Source organism: Kitasatospora sp. NA04385 (assembly GCF_013364235.1).
Lineage (GTDB): Bacteria > Actinomycetota > Actinomycetes > Streptomycetales > Streptomycetaceae > Kitasatospora.
In genome coordinates this window covers 4,629,662-4,647,065 of sequence record NZ_CP054919.1, presented here as the reverse complement: position 1 = coordinate 4,647,065, position 17,404 = coordinate 4,629,662, and the positions used below count along the sequence as shown (strand labels likewise).

At 71.9% G+C, this 17,404-nt stretch carries 14 protein-coding genes and 1 pseudogene; all 15 read right to left on the bottom strand.

All coding sequences use genetic code 11. The features are described from left to right. Positions 1 to 43 precede the first annotated feature (43 nt). Positions 44 to 706 carry a response regulator transcription factor gene (locus tag HUT16_RS20870; RefSeq protein ID WP_176189638.1) on the bottom strand — a complete coding sequence of 221 codons (663 nt, stop codon included), beginning with the start codon at positions 704 to 706 and terminating at the stop codon, positions 44 to 46. Positions 707 to 751: 45 nt separating this feature from the next. Beyond that, a complete protein-coding gene (locus HUT16_RS20865; protein ID WP_176189637.1) occupies positions 752 to 1,765 on the bottom strand; it encodes a polyprenyl synthetase family protein in 1,014 nt (337 codons plus the stop codon). A 217-nt stretch (positions 1,766 to 1,982) separates the two neighbouring features. Continuing rightward, positions 1,983 to 3,617, bottom strand: coding sequence for an NADH-quinone oxidoreductase subunit NuoN (gene nuoN, locus HUT16_RS20860; RefSeq protein WP_176189636.1), 1,635 nt, complete (start codon positions 3,615 to 3,617; stop codon positions 1,983 to 1,985). After that, the gene (locus tag HUT16_RS20855; RefSeq protein WP_176189635.1) at positions 3,617 to 5,230 is read right to left on the bottom strand and encodes an NADH-quinone oxidoreductase subunit M; all 1,614 of its coding nucleotides are present in this window, start codon (positions 5,228 to 5,230) and stop codon (positions 3,617 to 3,619) included. Before HUT16_RS20855 ends, nuoN begins: the two co-directional genes overlap by 1 nt. After that, positions 5,230 to 7,128 (bottom strand): NADH-quinone oxidoreductase subunit L, encoded by a 1,899-nt coding sequence (gene nuoL, locus HUT16_RS20850; RefSeq protein WP_176189634.1) that lies wholly within the window; start codon positions 7,126 to 7,128, stop codon positions 5,230 to 5,232. Before nuoL ends, HUT16_RS20855 begins: the two co-directional genes overlap by 1 nt. A 15-nt stretch (positions 7,129 to 7,143) precedes the next feature. Then, on the bottom strand, positions 7,144 to 7,443 hold the full coding sequence (gene nuoK, locus HUT16_RS20845; protein ID WP_033215314.1) for an NADH-quinone oxidoreductase subunit NuoK: 300 nt from the start codon (positions 7,441 to 7,443) through the stop codon (positions 7,144 to 7,146). Continuing rightward, a complete protein-coding gene (locus tag HUT16_RS20840; protein ID WP_176189633.1) occupies positions 7,440 to 8,285 on the bottom strand; it encodes an NADH-quinone oxidoreductase subunit J in 846 nt (281 codons plus the stop codon). The genes nuoK and HUT16_RS20840 overlap by 4 nt, the downstream gene beginning before the upstream one ends. After that, entirely contained in the window at positions 8,282 to 8,863 is a 582-nt protein-coding gene (gene nuoI / locus HUT16_RS20835) for an NADH-quinone oxidoreductase subunit NuoI (RefSeq protein ID WP_176189632.1), read from the bottom strand. The genes HUT16_RS20840 and nuoI overlap by 4 nt, the downstream gene beginning before the upstream one ends. A 6-nt stretch (positions 8,864 to 8,869) precedes the next feature. Next, complete coding sequence (gene nuoH / locus HUT16_RS20830) at positions 8,870 to 10,219, bottom strand: NADH-quinone oxidoreductase subunit NuoH (protein WP_176189631.1); 1,350 nt, start codon at positions 10,217 to 10,219, stop codon at positions 8,870 to 8,872. After that, positions 10,216 to 12,656, bottom strand: a pseudogene (locus HUT16_RS20825) (NADH-quinone oxidoreductase subunit G). Before HUT16_RS20825 ends, nuoH begins: the two are co-directional and overlap by 4 nt. Then, positions 12,653 to 14,011, bottom strand: coding sequence for an NADH-quinone oxidoreductase subunit NuoF (nuoF, locus tag HUT16_RS20820; RefSeq protein ID WP_176189630.1), 1,359 nt, complete (start codon positions 14,009 to 14,011; stop codon positions 12,653 to 12,655). The pseudogene HUT16_RS20825 and the gene nuoF overlap by 4 nt, the downstream one beginning before the upstream one ends. Further along, a complete protein-coding gene (gene nuoE, locus HUT16_RS20815; RefSeq protein WP_254898334.1) occupies positions 14,011 to 14,730 on the bottom strand; it encodes an NADH-quinone oxidoreductase subunit NuoE in 720 nt (239 codons plus the stop codon). The genes nuoF and nuoE overlap by 1 nt, the downstream gene beginning before the upstream one ends. Before the next feature lie 17 nt (positions 14,731 to 14,747). Beyond that, the gene (locus tag HUT16_RS20810; protein ID WP_176189628.1) at positions 14,748 to 16,076 is read right to left on the bottom strand and encodes an NADH-quinone oxidoreductase subunit D; all 1,329 of its coding nucleotides are present in this window, start codon (positions 16,074 to 16,076) and stop codon (positions 14,748 to 14,750) included. Then, positions 16,076 to 16,798, bottom strand: a complete 723-nt coding sequence (locus HUT16_RS20805) for an NADH-quinone oxidoreductase subunit C (protein WP_176189627.1) — start codon at positions 16,796 to 16,798, stop codon at positions 16,076 to 16,078. Before HUT16_RS20805 ends, HUT16_RS20810 begins: the two co-directional genes overlap by 1 nt. Then, positions 16,795 to 17,349 carry an NADH-quinone oxidoreductase subunit B family protein gene (locus HUT16_RS20800; RefSeq protein ID WP_176189626.1) on the bottom strand — a complete coding sequence of 185 codons (555 nt, stop codon included), beginning with the start codon at positions 17,347 to 17,349 and terminating at the stop codon, positions 16,795 to 16,797. The genes HUT16_RS20805 and HUT16_RS20800 overlap by 4 nt, the downstream gene beginning before the upstream one ends. Positions 17,350 to 17,404: the final 55 nt, after the last annotated feature.

Below are 17,404 nucleotides of genomic sequence, written 5' to 3'. Positions count from 1 at the left end.
GGAGGGGAACTCGCGCAGACCGTCGCGGCCGGGTCCGCGCGGCTCAGGACTCCAGGTAGGCCAGGACGGCCAGCACCCGCCGGTGGTCCTCCGGGCTCTGGCCCAGGCCCAGCTTCTGGAAGATGTTCGACACGTGCTTCTCCACCGCGCCGTCCGAGACCACCAGCTGCTTGGCGATCGCCGCGTTGGTGCGGCCCTCCGCCATCAGGCCCAGCACCTCGCGCTCGCGGGGCGTCAGGCCCGCCAGCGTGTCGACCTGGCGGCTGCGGCTGAGCAGCTGCTGCACCACCTCCGGGTCGAGCGCGGTGCCGCCCCGGGCGACCCGGTCCACCGCGTCGACGAACTCGCGGACCTCGGCGACCCGGTCCTTCAGCAGGTAGCCCACCCCGCGGGTGGAGCCGGCCAGCAGCTCGCTCGCGTACTGCTCCTCCACGTGCTGGGAGAGCACCAGCACGCCCAGCCCGGGGTGGCGGCCGCGCAGCTCCACGCAGGCCCGCACCCCCTCGTCGGTGTGCGTCGGCGGCATCCGCACGTCCGCCACCACCACGTCGGGCAGGGCGCCCTCGGCGTGCAGGCCGTCGATCGTCCGCACCAGGGCGTCGCCGTCCCCGACGCCCGCCACGACCTCCATCCCACGGTCCGTCAGCAGCCGGGTCAGCCCCTCGCGGAGCAGCACGGAGTCCTCGGCGATCACCACGCGCAACATGGGACAGACCCTAGCGCGCGGCGGGCGGGCGGTCGGCCGGGACGGCTACATCGTGCGGATCGCCACGGTGTCGCACAGCTCCTGGAGGGCGGCCTTCGCCGGGCAGTCCGGCAGCGTCTCCAGCAGCGCCCGGGCCTCCTCGGCGTAGCGCAGCGTCTCGCGGCGGGCCCGCTCCAGCGCCGGGTGGCGGCGCAGCAGCCGCAGCGCCTCGGCGTGCGCGGCCTCGTCGGCGGCCAGGTCGGTGGCGAGCAGCTCGCGCAGCCGGACGTCCTCGGGGTCGGCCGGGTCGACGGGCGTCTGGTGCAGCATCAGCACCGGCAGGGTCGGGACGCCCTCGCGCAGGTCGGTGCCGGGGGTCTTGCCGGACTCGTGGCCGTCGCTGGCGACGTCCAGGACGTCGTCGGCGAGCTGGAAGGCGGTGCCGATCCGCTCGCCGTACTGGGTGAGCAGGTCGACGATCCACGGCTCGGCGCCGGCCATCAGCGAGCCGAAGCGGCAGGAGACGGCGATCAGCGAGCCGGTCTTGCCGGCGATCACGTCCAGGTAGTGGCGCAGCGGGTCGTCCTCGGGGCGCGGCCCGGCGGTCTCCAGGATCTGGCCGGTGACCAGCCGCTCGAAGGCGTCGGACTGGATCCGGACGGCCTCCGGGCCGAGGTCGGAGAGCACCTGCGAGGCGCGCGAGAACAGGAAGTCGCCGGTGAGGATGGCCACCGAGTTGTCCCAGCGGTTGTTGGCGCTGGGCGCGCCGCGCCGCACCGGGGCCTCGTCCATCACGTCGTCGTGGTAGAGCGTGGCGAGGTGGGTCAGCTCGACCACCACGGCGGAGGGCACCACGCCGGGCGCCGCGGGGTCGCCGAACTGCGCGGCGAGCATCACCAGCAGCGGCCTGAACCGCTTGCCCCCGGCCTCGATCAGGTGGCTGGCGGTCACCGTGATGAACGGCACGTCGCTCTTGACGGCCTCGACCAGGGCGGACTCCACGGCCTGCATCCCCGCCTGGACGTCACGGGTCAGATCGCGGTCCTGCACGCTCAGCCCGAAGGGCCCCACGACGGTCACGCTGACCACTCCTGTCCCTGGTCGATCCAGCGGGCCGGTCCCTCAGCCTCGCCGATGCACATACAAGGCAGCGTATCCGGTCCGGAGTGGATCACTGCACGGGCATGGGCCCGACTTCCCTGGTGGCGGGAGGTGGGCCGTGGACGATCCCGTCCGCGCCGCTCCACGGCTCCGGCCCCCGCCCGTGCGGGCGGGGGCCGGAGCCGGGCGGAGCCGTTCAGCGGACGAACAGCGAGGCCTTGGAGGCCAGGTCGAGGAAGTACTGCGGGAGCAGGCCCAGACCGAGGGTGACCAGCACGCCGACGCCGATGGCGGTGGCGGTGAGCGGGCTGGGCACGGCCACCGCGGGGCCGGACGGCTGCGGGTCGGAGAAGAACATCAGCACGATGACCCGGACGTAGAAGAACGCGGCGACCGCCGAGGAGAGCACACCGACGACGACCAGCGGGGTGGCCCCGCCCTCGGCCGCGGCCTGGAAGACCGCGAACTTGCCGGTGAACCCGGAGGTCAGCGGGATGCCCGCGAAGGCCAGCAGGAACAGCGCGAACACCGCCGCCAGCAGCGGCGAGCGGCGGCCCAGACCGGCCCAGTTGGACAGGTGGGTGGCCTCGCCCTTGGAGTCCCGCACCAGGGTGACCACGGCGAACGCGCCGAGCGTCACGAAGGAGTACGCCAGCAGGTAGAACAGCACCGCCGCCACGCCGCGCCGGTCGGTGGCGATCAGGCCGGTCAGGATGAAGCCGGCGTGCGCGACCGAGGAGTAGGCCAGCAGCCGCTTCACGTCCTGCTGGGTGATGGCCAGCACCGCGCCGACCGCCATGGTGAGGATCGCCACGCCCCACATGACGGGCCGCCAGTCCCAGCGCAGGCCCGGGAAGGCCACGTAGAACAGCCGCAGCAGGGCGCCGAACGCGGCGGTCTTGGTGGCGGCCGCCATGAAGCCGGTGACCGGCGTCGGGGCGCCCTGGTAGACGTCCGGCGTCCAGGAGTGGAACGGCACCGCGCCGACCTTGAACAGCAGGCCGACGGCCAGCATGGCCAGGCCGATCAGCAGCAGCGCGTCGTTCTGGGTGGTGACGGCCAGCGCCGGGGTGACCTGGGAGACCCCGGAGACCACGTCGGCGATCTCGCCGAACTGCAGCGAGCCCGCGTAGCCGTACACCAGGGCGGTGCCGAACAGGAAGAACGCCGAGGCGAACGCGCCCAGCAGGAAGTACTTGACCGCCGCCTCCTGCGAGATCAGGCGGCGGCGCCGGGCGAGCGCGCACATCAGGTACAGCGGGAGGGAGAGCACCTCCAGCGCCACGAACATGGTCAGCAGGTCGTTCGAGGCCGGGAAGAGCAGCATGCCGCCGACCGCGAACAGGGTCAGCGGGTAGATCTCGGTGGTGCGCATGCCCTCGCGGGTCGCGTCGCGCTCCTGCTCGCCGCCGGGGACGGACGAGGCCTGGGCGGCGAACGCGTCCACCCGGTGGCCGTTGATCCGCGGCTCCAGCCGGCCCTCCGCGTAGGTGAGCACCGCCAGCACCGCGGTCAGCAGGATCACGCCCTGCAGGAACAGCGCCGGGCCGTCGATGGCGACCGCGCCCATCGCCAGCAGGCCGGACTTGGTGGTGGCGTGGCCCTGCGCGGCCAGCACCACCACGGCCGCGAAGGCGCCGCCCAGGCCCAGCAGCGACACCCCCAGCTGGGCGGAGGCGCGGGCCCGGCGGGGCAGGAACGCCTCCACCAGCACGCCGACCAGGGCGGCGCCGAACACCACCAGCATCGGCGAGAGCTGCCCGTACTCGATGTGCGGGGCGGGGATGCTCGGACCGCTGCCGTTGGCGGCGGCCAGCGCGTGGACGGGCATCACTTCTGCTCACCTCCGTTGGTGGCGGCGACCGGGTGGGCCGGTGCGGGGTCGGTGCGGTGGATCTGGCTGAGGGTGTCGTCGACGGCCGGGTTCACCATGTCGGTGAGCGGCTGCGGGTAGACGCCCAGCAGCAGGGTCAGCGCCACCAGCGGGGCGACGACGGCCAGTTCGCGGGCCTTCAGGTCGGGCATGCCCTCGACCGGGGCCTTCACCGGGCCGGTCATGGTGCGCTGGTACAGCAGCAGGGCGTACAGCGCGGCCAGCACGATGCCGAAGGTCGCCACCACGCCGATCGCCGGGTAGCGGCTGAAGGTGCCGACCAGGACCAGGAACTCGCTGACGAACGGGCCCATGCCGGGCAGCGACAGGGTGGCCAGGCCGCCCAGCAGGAAGGTGCCGGCCAGCACCGGGGCGACCTTCTGCACGCCGCCGTAGTCGGCGATCAGGCGGGAGCCGCGGCGGGAGATCAGGAAGCCCGCCACCAGCATCCACGCGGCGGTGGAGATGCCGTGGTTGACCATGTAGAGCGTCGCGCCGGACTGGCCCTGGCTGGTCATCGCGAAGACGCCCAGGATGATGAACCCGAAGTGCGAGATGGACGCGTAGGCGACCAGGCGCTTGATGTCCTTCTGGCCGATCGCGACCAGCGCGCCGTAGACGATGCCGATCAGCGCCAGCACCATGATCACCGGGGCGAAGGTCTTGGACGCGTCCGGGAACAGGCCCAGGCAGAAGCGCAGCATCGCGAAGGTGCCGACCTTGTCGACCACCGCGGTGATCAGCACGGCCGTCCCGGCGGTGGACTCGCCCATCGCGTTCGGCAGCCAGGTGTGCAGCGGCCACATCGGGGCCTTCACCGCGAAGGCGAAGAAGAAGCCGAGGAACAGCGCCCGCTGCGCGTTCGGGTCGATCACCAGCTTGCCGGAGGAGATCGCGTCGGTGAGCGCGGTCAGGCTGAACGTCGCCTGGCCCTGGTCGCCGGCCGCCACGTACAGGCCGATCACGGCGGCCAGCATGACCAGGCCGCCGAGCAGGTTGTACAGCAGGAACTTGACGGCCGCGTAGGAGCGCTGGCGGTCCGCGTCGGGGCCGCCGGCCCGGTCGCCGAAGCCGCCGATCAGGAAGTACATCGGGATCAGCATGGCTTCGAAGAACACGTAGAACACGAAGACGTCGGTGGCCAGGAAGGACACCAGCACCATCGCCTCGACGGCCAGGACCAGTGCGAAGAACGCCTGGGTGCGCCGCTTGGACTCGAACGAGCCCTCGGGGGCGGCCGGGTCGGCGTCGTGCCAGCCGGCCAGCATCACCAGCGGCACCAGCACGGCGGTCAGCAGCACCAGGGCGGTGCCGATGCCGTCCGCGCCCAGCGAGAAGCTGATCCCGAACGAGCGGATCCAGGAGTAGGACTCGGTCAACTGGTAGCGGGCGCCGCCGGGTTCGAAGGAGGTGGCGACCGCGGCGGCCAGGCCGAGGGTGAGGACGGAGACCGCCAGCGCGACGGTCTTGGTGGTGCGCCGCCGCGCCTCGCTGGTCCCGGCCGGGAGGGCGGCGGTGAGCACCGCTCCGGCGGCCGGGACGGCACAGGTGGCGGAGAGGAGGTAGCTCATCAGACCGACCTCATCAGGAGAGTGGAGGCGACCAGCACCAGCGTGCCGCCGAACATGGAGAGCGCGTACGTGCGGACGTAGCCGGTCTGGATCCGGCGCAGCCGGCCGGAGATCCCGCCGATCGCCGCGGCCAGGCCGTTGACGAAGCCGTCCAGGCCCCGGCTGTCGAACCAGACCAGGGTGGCGGCCAGCGCCGAGCCGGGGCGGACCAGGACGGCGTGGTTGAAGTCGTCCTGGAGCAGGTCCCGGCGGGCCGCCCGGGTGAGGAGCGAGCCGACCGGCGCCTTCACCGGGACGGGGCTGCGGCCGTACATCTGCCAGGCCAGGCCGGCGCCGAGCAGCATGCAGACGGTGGCGATGACGCTGACCGCGAGCGGCGCCAGCGGCGAGTCGCCCTCGGCGTGGCCGGTGACCGGCTCCAGCCAGTGCAGGAAGGAGCTGTTCAGGGTGAACAGGCCGCCGGCGAAGACCGAGCCGAAGGAGAGCACGACCATCGGGATCGTCATGGTCTTCGGGGACTCGTGCGGGTGCGGCAGTTCGCCGGTCTCGGCGGAGGGCTGCCAGCGCTGCTCGCCGAAGAAGGTGAGCAGCACCACCCGGGTCATGTAGAAGGCGGTGATCGCGGCCCCGAGCAGGGTGCACAGGCCGAGGATCCACCCCTCGGTGCCGCCCTTGGCGAACGCCGCGTCGATGATCTTGTCCTTGGACCAGAAGCCGGACAGCAGCGGGAAGCCGATCAGGGCCAGGTACCCGGCGATGAACGTCCAGAAGGTGGCCGGCATGTACGTGCGCAGGCCGCCGTAGTGGCGCATGTTCACCTCGTCGTCCATGCCGTGCATGACCGACCCGGCGCCGAGGAACAGCCCGGCCTTGAAGAAGCCGTGGGTGACCAGGTGCATGATGGCGAACACGTAGCCGATCGGGCCCAGGCCCGCGGCCAGGATCATGTAGCCGATCTGCGACATGGTCGAGCCGGCCAGCGCCTTCTTGATGTCGTCCTTCGCGCAACCGACGACCGCACCGAACAGCAGCGTCACCGCGCCGACCACCACCACGGCGGTCTGCGCGTCCGGCGCCAGGTTGAAGATCGCCCCGGACCGGGTGATCAGGTAGACGCCGGCGGTGACCATGGTGGCCGCGTGGATCAGGGCCGAGACCGGGGTCGGGCCCTCCATCGCGTCGCCCAGCCAGGACTGCAGCGGCACCTGGGCGGACTTGCCGCAGGCGGCCAGCAGCAGCATCAGGCCGATCGCGGTGAGCTTGCCCTCGCTCGCGCCGCCCGCGCCGGCGAACACCGGCTGGAAGGCGAAGGAGCCGAACTCGACGAACATCAGCATGATCGCGATGGACAGGCCCATGTCGCCGACCCGGTTGACGATGAACGCCTTCTTGGCGGCCGTCGCGGCGCTCGGCTTGTGCTGCCAGAACCCGATCAGCAGGTAGGACGCCAGGCCGACGCCCTCCCAGCCCAGGTACAGCAGCAGGTAGTTGTCGGCCAGCACCAGCACCAGCATGGCGGCCAGGAACAGGTTCAGGTAGGCGAAGAAGCGGCGGCGGCGCTCGTCGTGCGCCATGTAGCCCACCGAGTACAGGTGGATCAGGGAGCCGACGCCGGTGATCAGCAGCACGAAGGTGATCGAGAGCTGGTCGAGCCGGAACGAGACGTCGGCCTGGAAGCCGTTGACCGGGATCCAGCTGAACAGCCGCTCGGTGACGGCGCGTTGCTCGCCTTCCCGGCCGAGCATGTCCGCGAACAGGGTCAGGCCGAAGGCGAAGGAGAGCGCGGCCAGCGCCGTCGCGATCCAGTGCCCGAACCGGTCCAGGGCCCGTCCGCCGAGCAGCAGCAGGGCAGCGCCGGCCAGCGGCGCCGCGATCAGCAGCGGAATGAGAGAGTTCACTGAGGGGCCCTCCGCCTACAGCTTCATCAGGTTGCTGTCGTCGACCGAAGCGGAGTGCCTGGTCCGGAAGATGGAGACGATGATGGCGAGGCCGACCACGACCTCGGCCGCCGCCACCACCATGGTGAAGAACGCGAGGATCTGGCCGTCCAGGTTGCCGTGCATCCGGGAGAAGGTGACCAGCGCCAGGTTCGAGGCGTTCAGCATCAGCTCCACGCACATGAACAGCACGATCGCGTTGCGCCGCAGCAGCACCCCGGAGGCGCCGATGGTGAACAGCAGCGCGGCGAGGTACAGGTAGTTGGCCGGGTTCACTCCGCCTCCTCCTTGGTCGGCACGGTCTCCAGCGCCTGGCGCGGCCCGGTGACCCGCGGGCGGGCGGAGGACGGGCGGCCCAGCCAGTCGGCCGTGGTCTCCTCCAGCTCGGCCATCCGCTTGAGCATCTCCTGGCTGACGTCGCGGACCTGGCCGCGCTCGCGCAGGGTGCCCATCACCGAGTCCTCGGCGACGGTGCCGTCCGGCAGCAGCGCCGGGACGTCCACCGCGTTGTGCCGGGCGTACACGCCGGGGGCGGGCATCGGCGGCACCTGGATGTTGTCCCGGACCCGCCGCTCGGCCAGCTGGCGCTGGGTCAGCGGGGCGCGGACCTTCTCGCGGTGGGTCAGCACCATCGCGCCGACCGCCGCGGTGATCAGCAGCGCGCTGGTCACCTCGAACGCCCACACGTACTTGGTGAAGATCAGCCGGGCCAGGCCCTGCACGTTGCCCTCGGCGTTCGCCTCGGACAGGCCGGTGAAGTTCCGCAGGTGCGCGTTGGCCAGGCCGGCGATCAGCAGCACGCCGAAGCCCAGGCCGCAGAGCACCGCGGCGATCCGCTGGCCCTTCAGGTGCTCCTTCAGCGAGTCGGCCGCCGAGACGCCCACCAGCATCACCACGAACAGGAACAGCATCATGATCGCGCCGGTGTAGACCACGATCTGCACCACGCCCAGGAACACCGCGCCCTGCGCCAGGTAGCAGACCGCCAGCGCCAGCATGGTCGCCGCCAGGCAGAGCGCCGAGTGCACGGCCTTCTTCATCAGCAGCATGCCGAGCGCGCCGCCGACCGCGATCACGGCCAGCACCCAGAACTGCACGGCCTCGCCGGTGGAGGTCATGACTGCTCCTCCTTCTCGCGGTCGGGCCGCTCCTGCCGGACGGTGCCGGGCGCCGCGCCGGTGACCTCGCCCCGGTAGTACGCGCCCTCGTCGGCGCCCGGGAAGATCGAGTGCGGGGAGTCGACCATGCCCTCGGACAGCCCGACCAGCAGCTGCTCCTTGGTGAAGATCAGGTCCTGCCGGGAGGAGTCCGCCAGCTCGTACTCGTTGGTCATGGTGAGCGCCCGGGTCGGGCACGCCTCGACGCACAGCCCGCACAGGATGCAGCGGGCGTAGTTGATCTGGTAGACCGCGCCGTAGCGCTCGCCGGGCGAGTAGCGCTCCTCGTCCCGGTTGTCGGCGCCCTCGACGTAGATCGCGTCGGCCGGACAGGCCCAGGCGCACAGCTCGCAGCCGACGCACTTCTCCAGGCCGTCCGGGTGCCGGTTCAGCTGGTGGCGGCCGTGGAAGCGCGGAGCGGTGGGCTTCTTGTACTCCGGGTACTGCTCGGTGAGCCGCTTCTTGAACATGGCCTTGAAGGTCACGCCGAAGCCGGCGGCCGGCCCGAGGATCGACTTCTCTGACGATTCGTCAGGCATCTCGGATCAGCTCCCTTCGGAATGGTCGGCCCCGTTGAGGGCGTCCTGGAGTTGCGGGGTCCGGCGGCGGCGGCGCGGGACGGGCGGCAGTTCCTGCCCGGGCAGCGGCGGTACGGGGTAGCCCCCGGCCATCGGGTCGAACGCGGGCTCCGGCTCCGGAGCGGGCGCGGGCTTCTTCCGCAGCAGGTCGACGACCAGCGCGACCAGCAGCACCGCCGCCAGCGGCGCGCCGACGTACAGCACCACCTTGGCGAAGTCGTAGCCCTCGTTGCGCAGCGCCCGCACGGTGGCCACCATCACCAGCCACACCAGCGAGACCGGGATCAGCACCTTCCAGCCGAGCTTCATGAACTGGTCGTAGCGCAGCCGGGGCAGGGTGCCGCGCAGCCAGATGAAGAAGAACAGCAGCAGCTGGATCTTCAGCACGATCCACAGCATCGGCCACCAGCCGTGGTTCGCGCCCTCCCAGAAGGTGGAGATCGGCCACGGGGCGCGCCAGCCGCCCAGGAACAGCGTGGAGGCGACCGCCGAGACGGTGACCATGTTGACGTACTCGGCCAGCATGAACATCGCGAACTTCAGCGAGGAGTACTCGGTGTTGAAGCCGCCGACCAGCTCGCCCTCGGCCTCCGGGAGGTCGAACGGCGCCCGGTTGGTCTCGCCGACCATCGCGATGACGTACACGATGAACGACACCGGCAGCAGCACCGCGAACCAGGTCGGCTGCTGCGAGGAGACGATCTCCGAGGTCGACATCGAGCCCGAGTAGATGAACACCGCCGCGAACGACAGGCCCATCGCGATCTCGTAGCTGATCATCTGGGCGGAGGAGCGGATGCCGCCGAGCAGCGGGTACGTCGAACCGGACGACCAGCCCGCCAGCACGATGCCGTAGATGCCCACCGAGGCGGTGGCCAGGATGTACAGCAGCGCGATCGGCAGGTCGGTCAGCTGGAGCGGCGTCCGGGTGCCGAAGATCGACACCTGGTTGTCGGCCGGGCCGAACGGGATCACCGCGAACGCCATGAACGCGGGGATCGCCGCGACGATCGGCGCCAGCACGTAGACCGCCTTGTCGGCGCCCTTGACCACCAGGTCTTCCTTCAGCGCCAGCTTCACGCCGTCGGCCAGCGACTGCAGCAGGCCCCACGGGCCGTGCCGGTTCGGGCCGATCCGCAGCTGCATCCAGGCGACCACCTTGCGCTCCCAGACGATGGCGATCAGCACCGTCAGGACCAGGAACGCGAAGCAGAACACCGCCTTCAGCAGCACCAGCCACCACGGGTCGCGGCCGAAGAAGCCGAGCGTGTCGGCGGCGGCCAGGGGGGCGGAGAGGGGGGCAGCGAGGGGGCTCATGATTCCTCCGCCGGGGCGATGGTGACCAGGTGGCCGACCGTGGTGCCGAGCGCGCGGTACGCGCCGCCGTCCGGCGTCGAGTTGAGCGGCAGCCAGACCGTGCGGTCCGGCATCGCGTCGGTGATCTCCAGCGGCAGGGTCAGCGACCCGGCCGGGCCGGTGACCCGCAGCGCGGCGCCCGCGCCGATCTCGGCGGCGGTGGCGGCCGACAGCCGGGCCACCGCGGCGTGCCGGGTGCCGGCCAGGTGCGCGTCGCCCTCCTGCAGCGAGCCGTGGTCCAGCAGCATCCGGTGGCCGGCCAGCACGGCCTGCCCGGTGGCCGGGCGGGGCAGCACGGCGGGCAGCGCGGCGGGCGCGGCCGGGCGGTCGCCCGCCCACGGGGCGAAGCGGTCCAGCTCCAGCCGGGCCGCCCGGACGTCGGGCAGGCCGATCGGCCGGCCCAGCGCGTCCGCGACCATGTTCAGCACCCGGACGTCGGCGTGCAGGTGACGCTGCATCAACTGGTCGGGCTTGAGCGCCGGTTCGAACATCCGGACCCGGCCCTCCCAGTCCAGGAAGGTGCCGGCCTTCTCGGCGACCGCCGCGACCGGCAGCACCACGTCGGCGTGCGCGGTGACCGCGGACGGGCGCAGCTCCAGCGAGAGCACGAAGCCGACCCGGGCGAGCGCCTCCTCGGCGAGCGCCGGGTCCGGCAGGTCGTCCAGGCCGACGCCGCCGACCACCAGCGCGTCCAGCTCGCCCTGCACCGCGGCGGCCAGGATCTGGCCGGTGTCGCGGCCGGGGCGGGCCGGCAGTTCGCCGCCGCCCCAGTGCGCGGCGGCGTCGGCGCGGGCGGCGGGCACCGCGACGGCCCGGCCGCCGGGCAGCAGCCCGGGCAGCGCGCCCGCCTCGACGGCGCCCGCTCGCCGGCCCGGCGCGGCACCCAGGCGAGCTTCGCCCCGGTGGCGTGCGCCAGGCGCAGTGCGGCGGTCAGGCCGCCGGCGGTCTGCGCGAGCCGCTCGCCGACCAGCAGCACGGCGCCCGGGGAGCGCAGCGCGTCCGCGCACCGCCCGGCGTCGTCGGCGAGCACCTCCTCGCCGGCCAGCGCGCCCAGCCACTCGACCTCGGTGCCGGGGGCGGCGGGCAGCAGCGCGCCGCGCAGCTTGGCCAGGCCCCGGGAGGCGTGCGAGGCGATCGAGAACACCCGCAGCCCGGACGCCCGGTTGGCCTTGCGCAGCCGCAGGAAGACGATCGGCGCCTCCTCCTCGGCCTCCAGGCCGACCAGCAGCACGGCCGGTGCGGCCTCCAGCTGCCGGTAGGAGACCCCGCCGCCGTCCAGGTCGACCCCGTGTCCGGCGACGGCCGCGGCCAGGAAGTCGGCCTCCTCGCCGCTGTGCGGCCGGGAGCGGAAGTCGACGTCGTTGGTGCCGAGCGCGACGCGGGCGAACTTGCCGTAGCCGTACGCGTCCTCGACCGTCACCCGGCCGCCCGCGAGCACCGCGGCGCGCGCCCCGCGCAGCCCCTCGGCGGCCCGGGCCAGCGCCTCCGGCCAGGACGCGGCGACGAGTTCGCCGTCCCGGCGGACCATCGGCGCGGTGAACCGGTCGCGCTGCTGGGCGTAGCGGAACGCGAAGCGGCCCTTGTCGCAGTTCCACTCCTCGTTGACCTCCGGCTCGTTGCCGGCCAGGCGCCGCATCACCTTGCCGCGCCGGTGGTCGGTGCGCTGCCCGCAGCCGGCCGAGCAGTGCTCGCACACCGACGGGGAGGACACCAGGTCGAACGGGCGGGAGCGGAACCGGTAGGCGGCGGAGGTGAGCGCGCCGACCGGGCAGATCTGGATGGTGTTGCCGGAGAAGTACGAGTCCAGCGGCTGGTCGACGCCGGTGCCGACCTGCTGGAGCGCGCCGCGCTCGACCAGGTCGATGAACGGGTCGCCGGCGATCTGCTGCGAGAAGCGGGTGCAGCGCGCGCACAGCACGCAGCGCTCGCGGTCCAGCAGCACCTGGGTGGAGAGCGGGACGGGCTTCTCGTACGTCCGCTTGACGCCCTCGAACCGGGAGTCGGGGTCGCCGGTGGACATCGCCTGGTTCTGCAGCGGGCACTCGCCGCCCTTGTCGCAGACCGGGCAGTCCAGCGGGTGGTTGATCAGCAGCAGTTCCATCACGCCGCGCTGCGCCTTCTCGGCGACCGGCGAGGACAGCTGGGTGCGCACCACCATGCCCTCGGCGACCGGGATGGTGCAGGAGGCGACCGGCTTGCGCTGCCCCTCGACCTCCACGATGCACTGGCGGCACGCCCCGGCGGGGTCGAGCAGCGGGTGGTCGCAGAAGCGCGGGATCTGGGTGCCGATCTGCTCGGCGGCGCGGATCACCAGCGTGCCCTTGGGGACGCTGACCTCGACGCCGTCGATGGTGAGCGTGACCAGCTCGGTCTGGGTGGAAGGCTCCGTGACCGTCACGCGTGCACCTCCCTCTCGGTGGCGGACTCGTGGACGGGGGCCCGGTCGGCCCAGACGGTGGAGGCCGCCGGGTCGAACGGGCAGCGGTGTTCGTCGATGTGCTGCTGGTACTCGGCGCGGAAGTGCTGGAGCGAGGAGACGATCGGGCTGGCCGCGCCGTCGCCCAGCGCGCAGAACGACTTGCCGTTGATGTTGTCGGCGATGTCGAGCAGCTTCTCCAGGTCGCCGGCCGCGCCCTGGCCGGCCTCGATCCGCTTGAGCAGCTGGACCAGCCAGTAGGTGCCCTCGCGGCACGGGGTGCACTTGCCGCAGGACTCGTGGGCGTAGAACTCGGTCCACCGGGTGACGGCCCGCACCACGCAGGTGGTCTCGTCGAAGACCTGGAGCGCCTTGGTGCCGAGCATCGAGCCGGCCGCGCCGACGCCCTCGTAGTCCAGCGGGACGTCGAGGTGCTCCTCGGTGAACATGGGGGTGGAGGAGCCGCCCGGCGTCCAGAACTTGAGCCGGTGCCCGGCCCGGACGCCGCCGGTGATCTCCAGCAGCTGGCGCAGCGTGATGCCGAGCGGCGCCTCGTACTGGCCGGGGTTGGTGACGTGCCCGGAGAGCGAGTACAGCGTGAAGCCGGGCGACTTCTCGGTGCCCAGCGACGTGAACCAGTCCTTGCCGCGGGCCAGGATCGGCGGCACCGAGGCGATCGACTCGACGTTGTTCACCACGGTCGGGCAGGCGTACAGGCCGGCGATCGCCGGGAACGGCGGGCGCAGCCGGGGCTGGCCGCGGCGGCCCTCCAGCGAGTCGAGCAGCGCGGTCTCCTCGCCGCAGATGTACGCGCCGGCGCCGGCGTGCACGGTGATGTCGAGGTCGATGCCGGAGCCCTGGACGTCCTTGCCGAGGTACCCGGCCTCGTACGCCTCGGCGACGGCCGCCTGGAGGCGGCGCAGCACCGGGACGACCTCGCCGCGCAGGTAGACGAAGGCGTGCTCGCAGCGGATCGCGTACGAGGCGATGATCATGCCCTCGATCAGCGCGTGCGGGTTGGCGAACAGCAGCGGGATGTCCTTGCAGGTGCCCGGCTCGGACTCGTCGGCGTTGACCACCAGGTAGTGCGGCTTGCCGTCGTTCTGCGGGATGAACTGCCACTTCATGCCGGTGGGGAAGCCGGCGCCGCCGCGCCCGCGCAGGCCCGCGTCCTTGACCAGGGCGATCACGTCGTCCGGGGCCATCGCGAGGGCGGCGGTCAGGCCGTCGTAGCCGCCGTGCCGGCGGTAGGTCTCCAGCGTCCAGGGGCGGTGGTCGTCCCAGGACGCGGAGAGGACCGGGGAGAGGAGCTTCTCGGCCGGTTCGGCGGAGGTCATCACGCTTCCGTCCCTTCGTGCCGGGGGGAGACCACCTTGGCGCCCGGGGTGCCGGGCAGCGCCTCGCCCTTGGCCAGCCGCAGGCCGGCCAGCGAGGGGGCGCCGCCGGCCCCGGACTCGTCGTTCGCGCCGGGGCGTTCGTCGGCGAACCCGGCCAGGATGCGGGAGGTCTCCTTGAACGAGCAGAGCTTGGCGCCGCGGGTGGGGCTGACCTCCTGCCCGGCGCGCAGCCGGTCGACCAGCTGCTTGGCGCTCTCGGGCGTCTGGTTGTCGAAGAACTCCCAGTTGACCATCACCACGGGGGCGTAGTCGCAGGCCGCGTTGCACTCGATCCGCTCGATCGAGACCGAACCGTCGTCGGTGGTGCGGTTGTTGGCGATGCCGAGGTGCTCGGAGAGCTCGTCGAAGATCTGGTCGCCGCCGAGCACCGCGCACAGCGTGTTGGTGCACACGCCGACGTGGTACTCGCCGGCCGGGCGACGCCGGTACATCGTGTAGAAGGTGGCGACCGCGGTGACCTCGGCGGTGGTCAGCTCCAACTGCTCGGCGCAGAACCGGATGCCGGTCGGGGTGACGCAGCCGTCCTCGGCCTGCACCAGGTGCAGCAGCGGCAGCAGGGCGGACCGGGACTGCGGGTAGCGGTCGATCAACTCCCGCGCGTCGGCGGCGAGTCGGGCCTCGACCTCCGGCGGGTAGGGCTTGGCCGGCAGTGCCGGCAGGCCGAGTTCTGTGCTGCTCACCGGTCCACGCCTCCCATCACCGGGTCGATCCCGGCCACCGCCACGATCACGTCGGCCAGCGGGCCGCCCTCGCACATCGCGGCCATCGTCTGCAGGTTGGTGAACGACGGGTCGCGGAAGTGCACCCGGTAGGGCCGGGTGCCGCCGTCGCTGACCACGTGCACGCCGAGTTCGCCCTTGGGCGACTCCACCGCGGCGTAGGCCTGGCCCACCGGCACCTTGAAGCCCTCGGTGACCAGCTTGAAGTGGTGGATCAGGGCCTCCATCGAGGTGCCCATGATCTTCCGGATGTGGTCCAGCGAGTTGCCCATGCCGTCGGGGCCGACGGCCAGCTGGGACGGCCAGGCGATCTTCTTGTCGGCCACCATGACCGGCCCGGGCCTCAGCCGCTCCAGGCACTGCTCGACGATCCGCAGCGACTGCTTCATCTCCTCCAGGCGGATCAGGAACCGCCCGTAGGAGTCCGCGGTGTCGGCCACCGCGACGTCGAAGTCGTACGTCTCGTACCCGCAGTACGGGTCGGACTTGCGCAGGTCGTGCGGCAGCCCGGTGGCCCGCAGGATCGGGCCGGTGGCGCCGAGCGCCAGGCAGCCGGGCAGGTCGAGGAAGCCGACGTCGACCAGCCGGGCCTTGAACACCGGGTTGTCGGTGGCCAGCTTGTCGTACTCGTGCATCCGCGAGCGCAGCAGGTTGACGCCCTCGCGGATCTTGTCGACCGCGCCGGGCGGCAGGTCCTGGGCCAGGCCGCCGGGGCGGACGTAGGCGTGGTTCATCCGCAGGCCGGTGACCAGCTCGAAGATGTCCAGGACGGTCTCGCGGTCCCGGAAGCCGTAGATCATCAGGGTGGTGGAGCCGATCTCCATGCCGCCGGTGGCCAGCGCCACCAGGTGCGAGGAGATCCGGTTGAGCTCCATCATCAGCACCCGGATCACGGTGGCCCGCTCGGGCACGTCCGCGGTGATGCCGAGCAGCTTCTCCACGGCCAGGCAGTAGGCGGTCTCGTTGTACAGCGGGGTGAGGTAGTCCATCCGCGTCACGAACGTGGTGCCCTGCACCCAGTTGCGGAACTCCATGTTCTTCTCGATGCCGGTGTGCAGGTAGCCGATGCCGCAGCGGGCCTCGGTGACCGTCTCGCCGTCGATCTCCAGGATCAGCCGCAGCACGCCGTGGGTGGACGGGTGCTGCGGGCCCATGTTGACGATGATCCGCTCGTCGTCGGCGCCGGCCACCGCCTCGGCGACCTCGCCCCAGTCGCCGCCGGTGACGGTGAAGACCCGTCCCTCGGTGGTCTCCCGGGCTCCTGCTTCGTAGTGGGTGCTGCTCATCAGCTGTACGACCTCCGCTGGTCGGGAGCCGGGATCTGGGCGCCCTTGTACTCGACGGGGATGCCGCCGAGCGGGTAGTCCTTGCGCTGCGGGTGCCCCAGCCAGTCGTCCGGCATCATGATCCGGGTGAGCGCCGGGTGGCCCTCGAAGACCAGGCCGAAGAAGTCGTAGGTCTCCCGCTCGTGCCAGTCGTTGGTCGGGTAGACGCTCACCACCGACGGGACGCGCGGGTCCGCGTCGGGCGCGGTGACCTCCAGCCGGATCAGCCGGGTGTGGGTGATCGAGCGCAGGTGGTAGACCGCGTGCAGTTCCCGGCCCTTGTCGTGCGGGTAGTGCACGCCGCTGACGCCCAGGCAGAGTTCGAAGCGCAGCGCCGGGTCGTCGCGCAGGATCCGCACCGCCTTGAGCAGGTGCGCGCGGTCCACGTGGAAGGTCAGTTCGCCGCGGTCGACCACCGTCTTCTCGATGACGTCCGCCGGGTCGAGGCCCTGCTCCTCCAGCGCGCCCTCGAACTCGTCGGCCACCTCGTCGAACCAGCCGCCGTACGGGCGCTCGCCGGCGCCGGGCAGCACGATCGGCGCGGTCAGGCCGCCGAAGCCGGAGGTGTCGCCGGTGCCGTGGGCGCCGAACATGCCCTGCCGGGCGCCGACCACCTCGACCGGGATCTCCCGCCGGGTCGCCGGGACGTCGGGCGCCTGCTCCGGCTTGTCGGAGTCGCTCATCGCAGCAGCCCCCGCATCTCGCTGGTCGGGACGGCCTGCAGCGCGAGGCGCTCGGCCTCCTCCTCGGCCCGGCGGCGGTTCACGCCGAGCTTCTCGTGCTGGATCTTGTCGTGCAGCTTGACGATCGCGTCCAGCAGCATCTCCGGGCGGGGCGGGCAGCCCGGCAGGTAGATGTCCACGGGGACGATGTGGTCGACGCCCTGGACGATCGCGTAGTTGTTGAACATGCCGCCGGAGGAGGCGCACACGCCCATCGAGATGACCCACTTCGGGTTCGGCATCTGGTCGTAGACCTGCCGCAGCACCGGCGCCATCTTCTGGCTGACCCGGCCGGCCACGATCATCAGGTCGGCCTGCCGGGGCGAGCCGCGGAAGACCTCCATGCCGAACCGGGCCAGGTCGTAGCGGCCCGCGCCGGTGGTCATCATCTCGATCGCGCAGCAGGCCAGACCGAAGGTGGCCGGGAAGACCGAAGCCTTCCGCACCCAGCCCGCGGCGGCCTCCACGCTGGTGAGCAGAAAGCCGCTCGGCAGCTTCTCCTCGATACCCATCAGTTCCCTCTCAATGCCCTCGACTCCGGTGGCTTGTCCGCCCGTTCACAAACGC

Coding starts and splice junctions, on each gene's coding strand:
- HUT16_RS20870 (WP_176189638.1), bottom strand. CDS start 706: ATGTTGCGCGTGGTGATCGCCGAGGACTCCGTGCTGCTCCGCGAGGGG.
- HUT16_RS20855 (WP_176189635.1), bottom strand. CDS start 5,230: ATGAGCTACCTCCTCTCCGCCACCTGTGCCGTCCCGGCCGCCGGAGCG.
- HUT16_RS20840 (WP_176189633.1), bottom strand. CDS start 8,285: ATGACCTCCACCGGCGAGGCCGTGCAGTTCTGGGTGCTGGCCGTGATC.
- nuoH (WP_176189631.1), bottom strand. CDS start 10,219: ATGAGCCCCCTCGCTGCCCCCCTCTCCGCCCCCCTGGCCGCCGCCGAC.
- HUT16_RS20800 (WP_176189626.1), bottom strand. CDS start 17,349: ATGGGTATCGAGGAGAAGCTGCCGAGCGGCTTTCTGCTCACCAGCGTG.
- nuoF (WP_176189630.1), bottom strand. CDS start 14,011: ATGACCTCCGCCGAACCGGCCGAGAAGCTCCTCTCCCCGGTCCTCTCC.
- HUT16_RS20805 (WP_176189627.1), bottom strand. CDS start 16,798: ATGAGCGACTCCGACAAGCCGGAGCAGGCGCCCGACGTCCCGGCGACC.
- nuoN (WP_176189636.1), bottom strand. CDS start 3,617: ATGCCCGTCCACGCGCTGGCCGCCGCCAACGGCAGCGGTCCGAGCATC.
- HUT16_RS20810 (WP_176189628.1), bottom strand. CDS start 16,076: ATGAGCAGCACCCACTACGAAGCAGGAGCCCGGGAGACCACCGAGGGA.
- nuoI (WP_176189632.1), bottom strand. CDS start 8,863: ATGCCTGACGAATCGTCAGAGAAGTCGATCCTCGGGCCGGCCGCCGGC.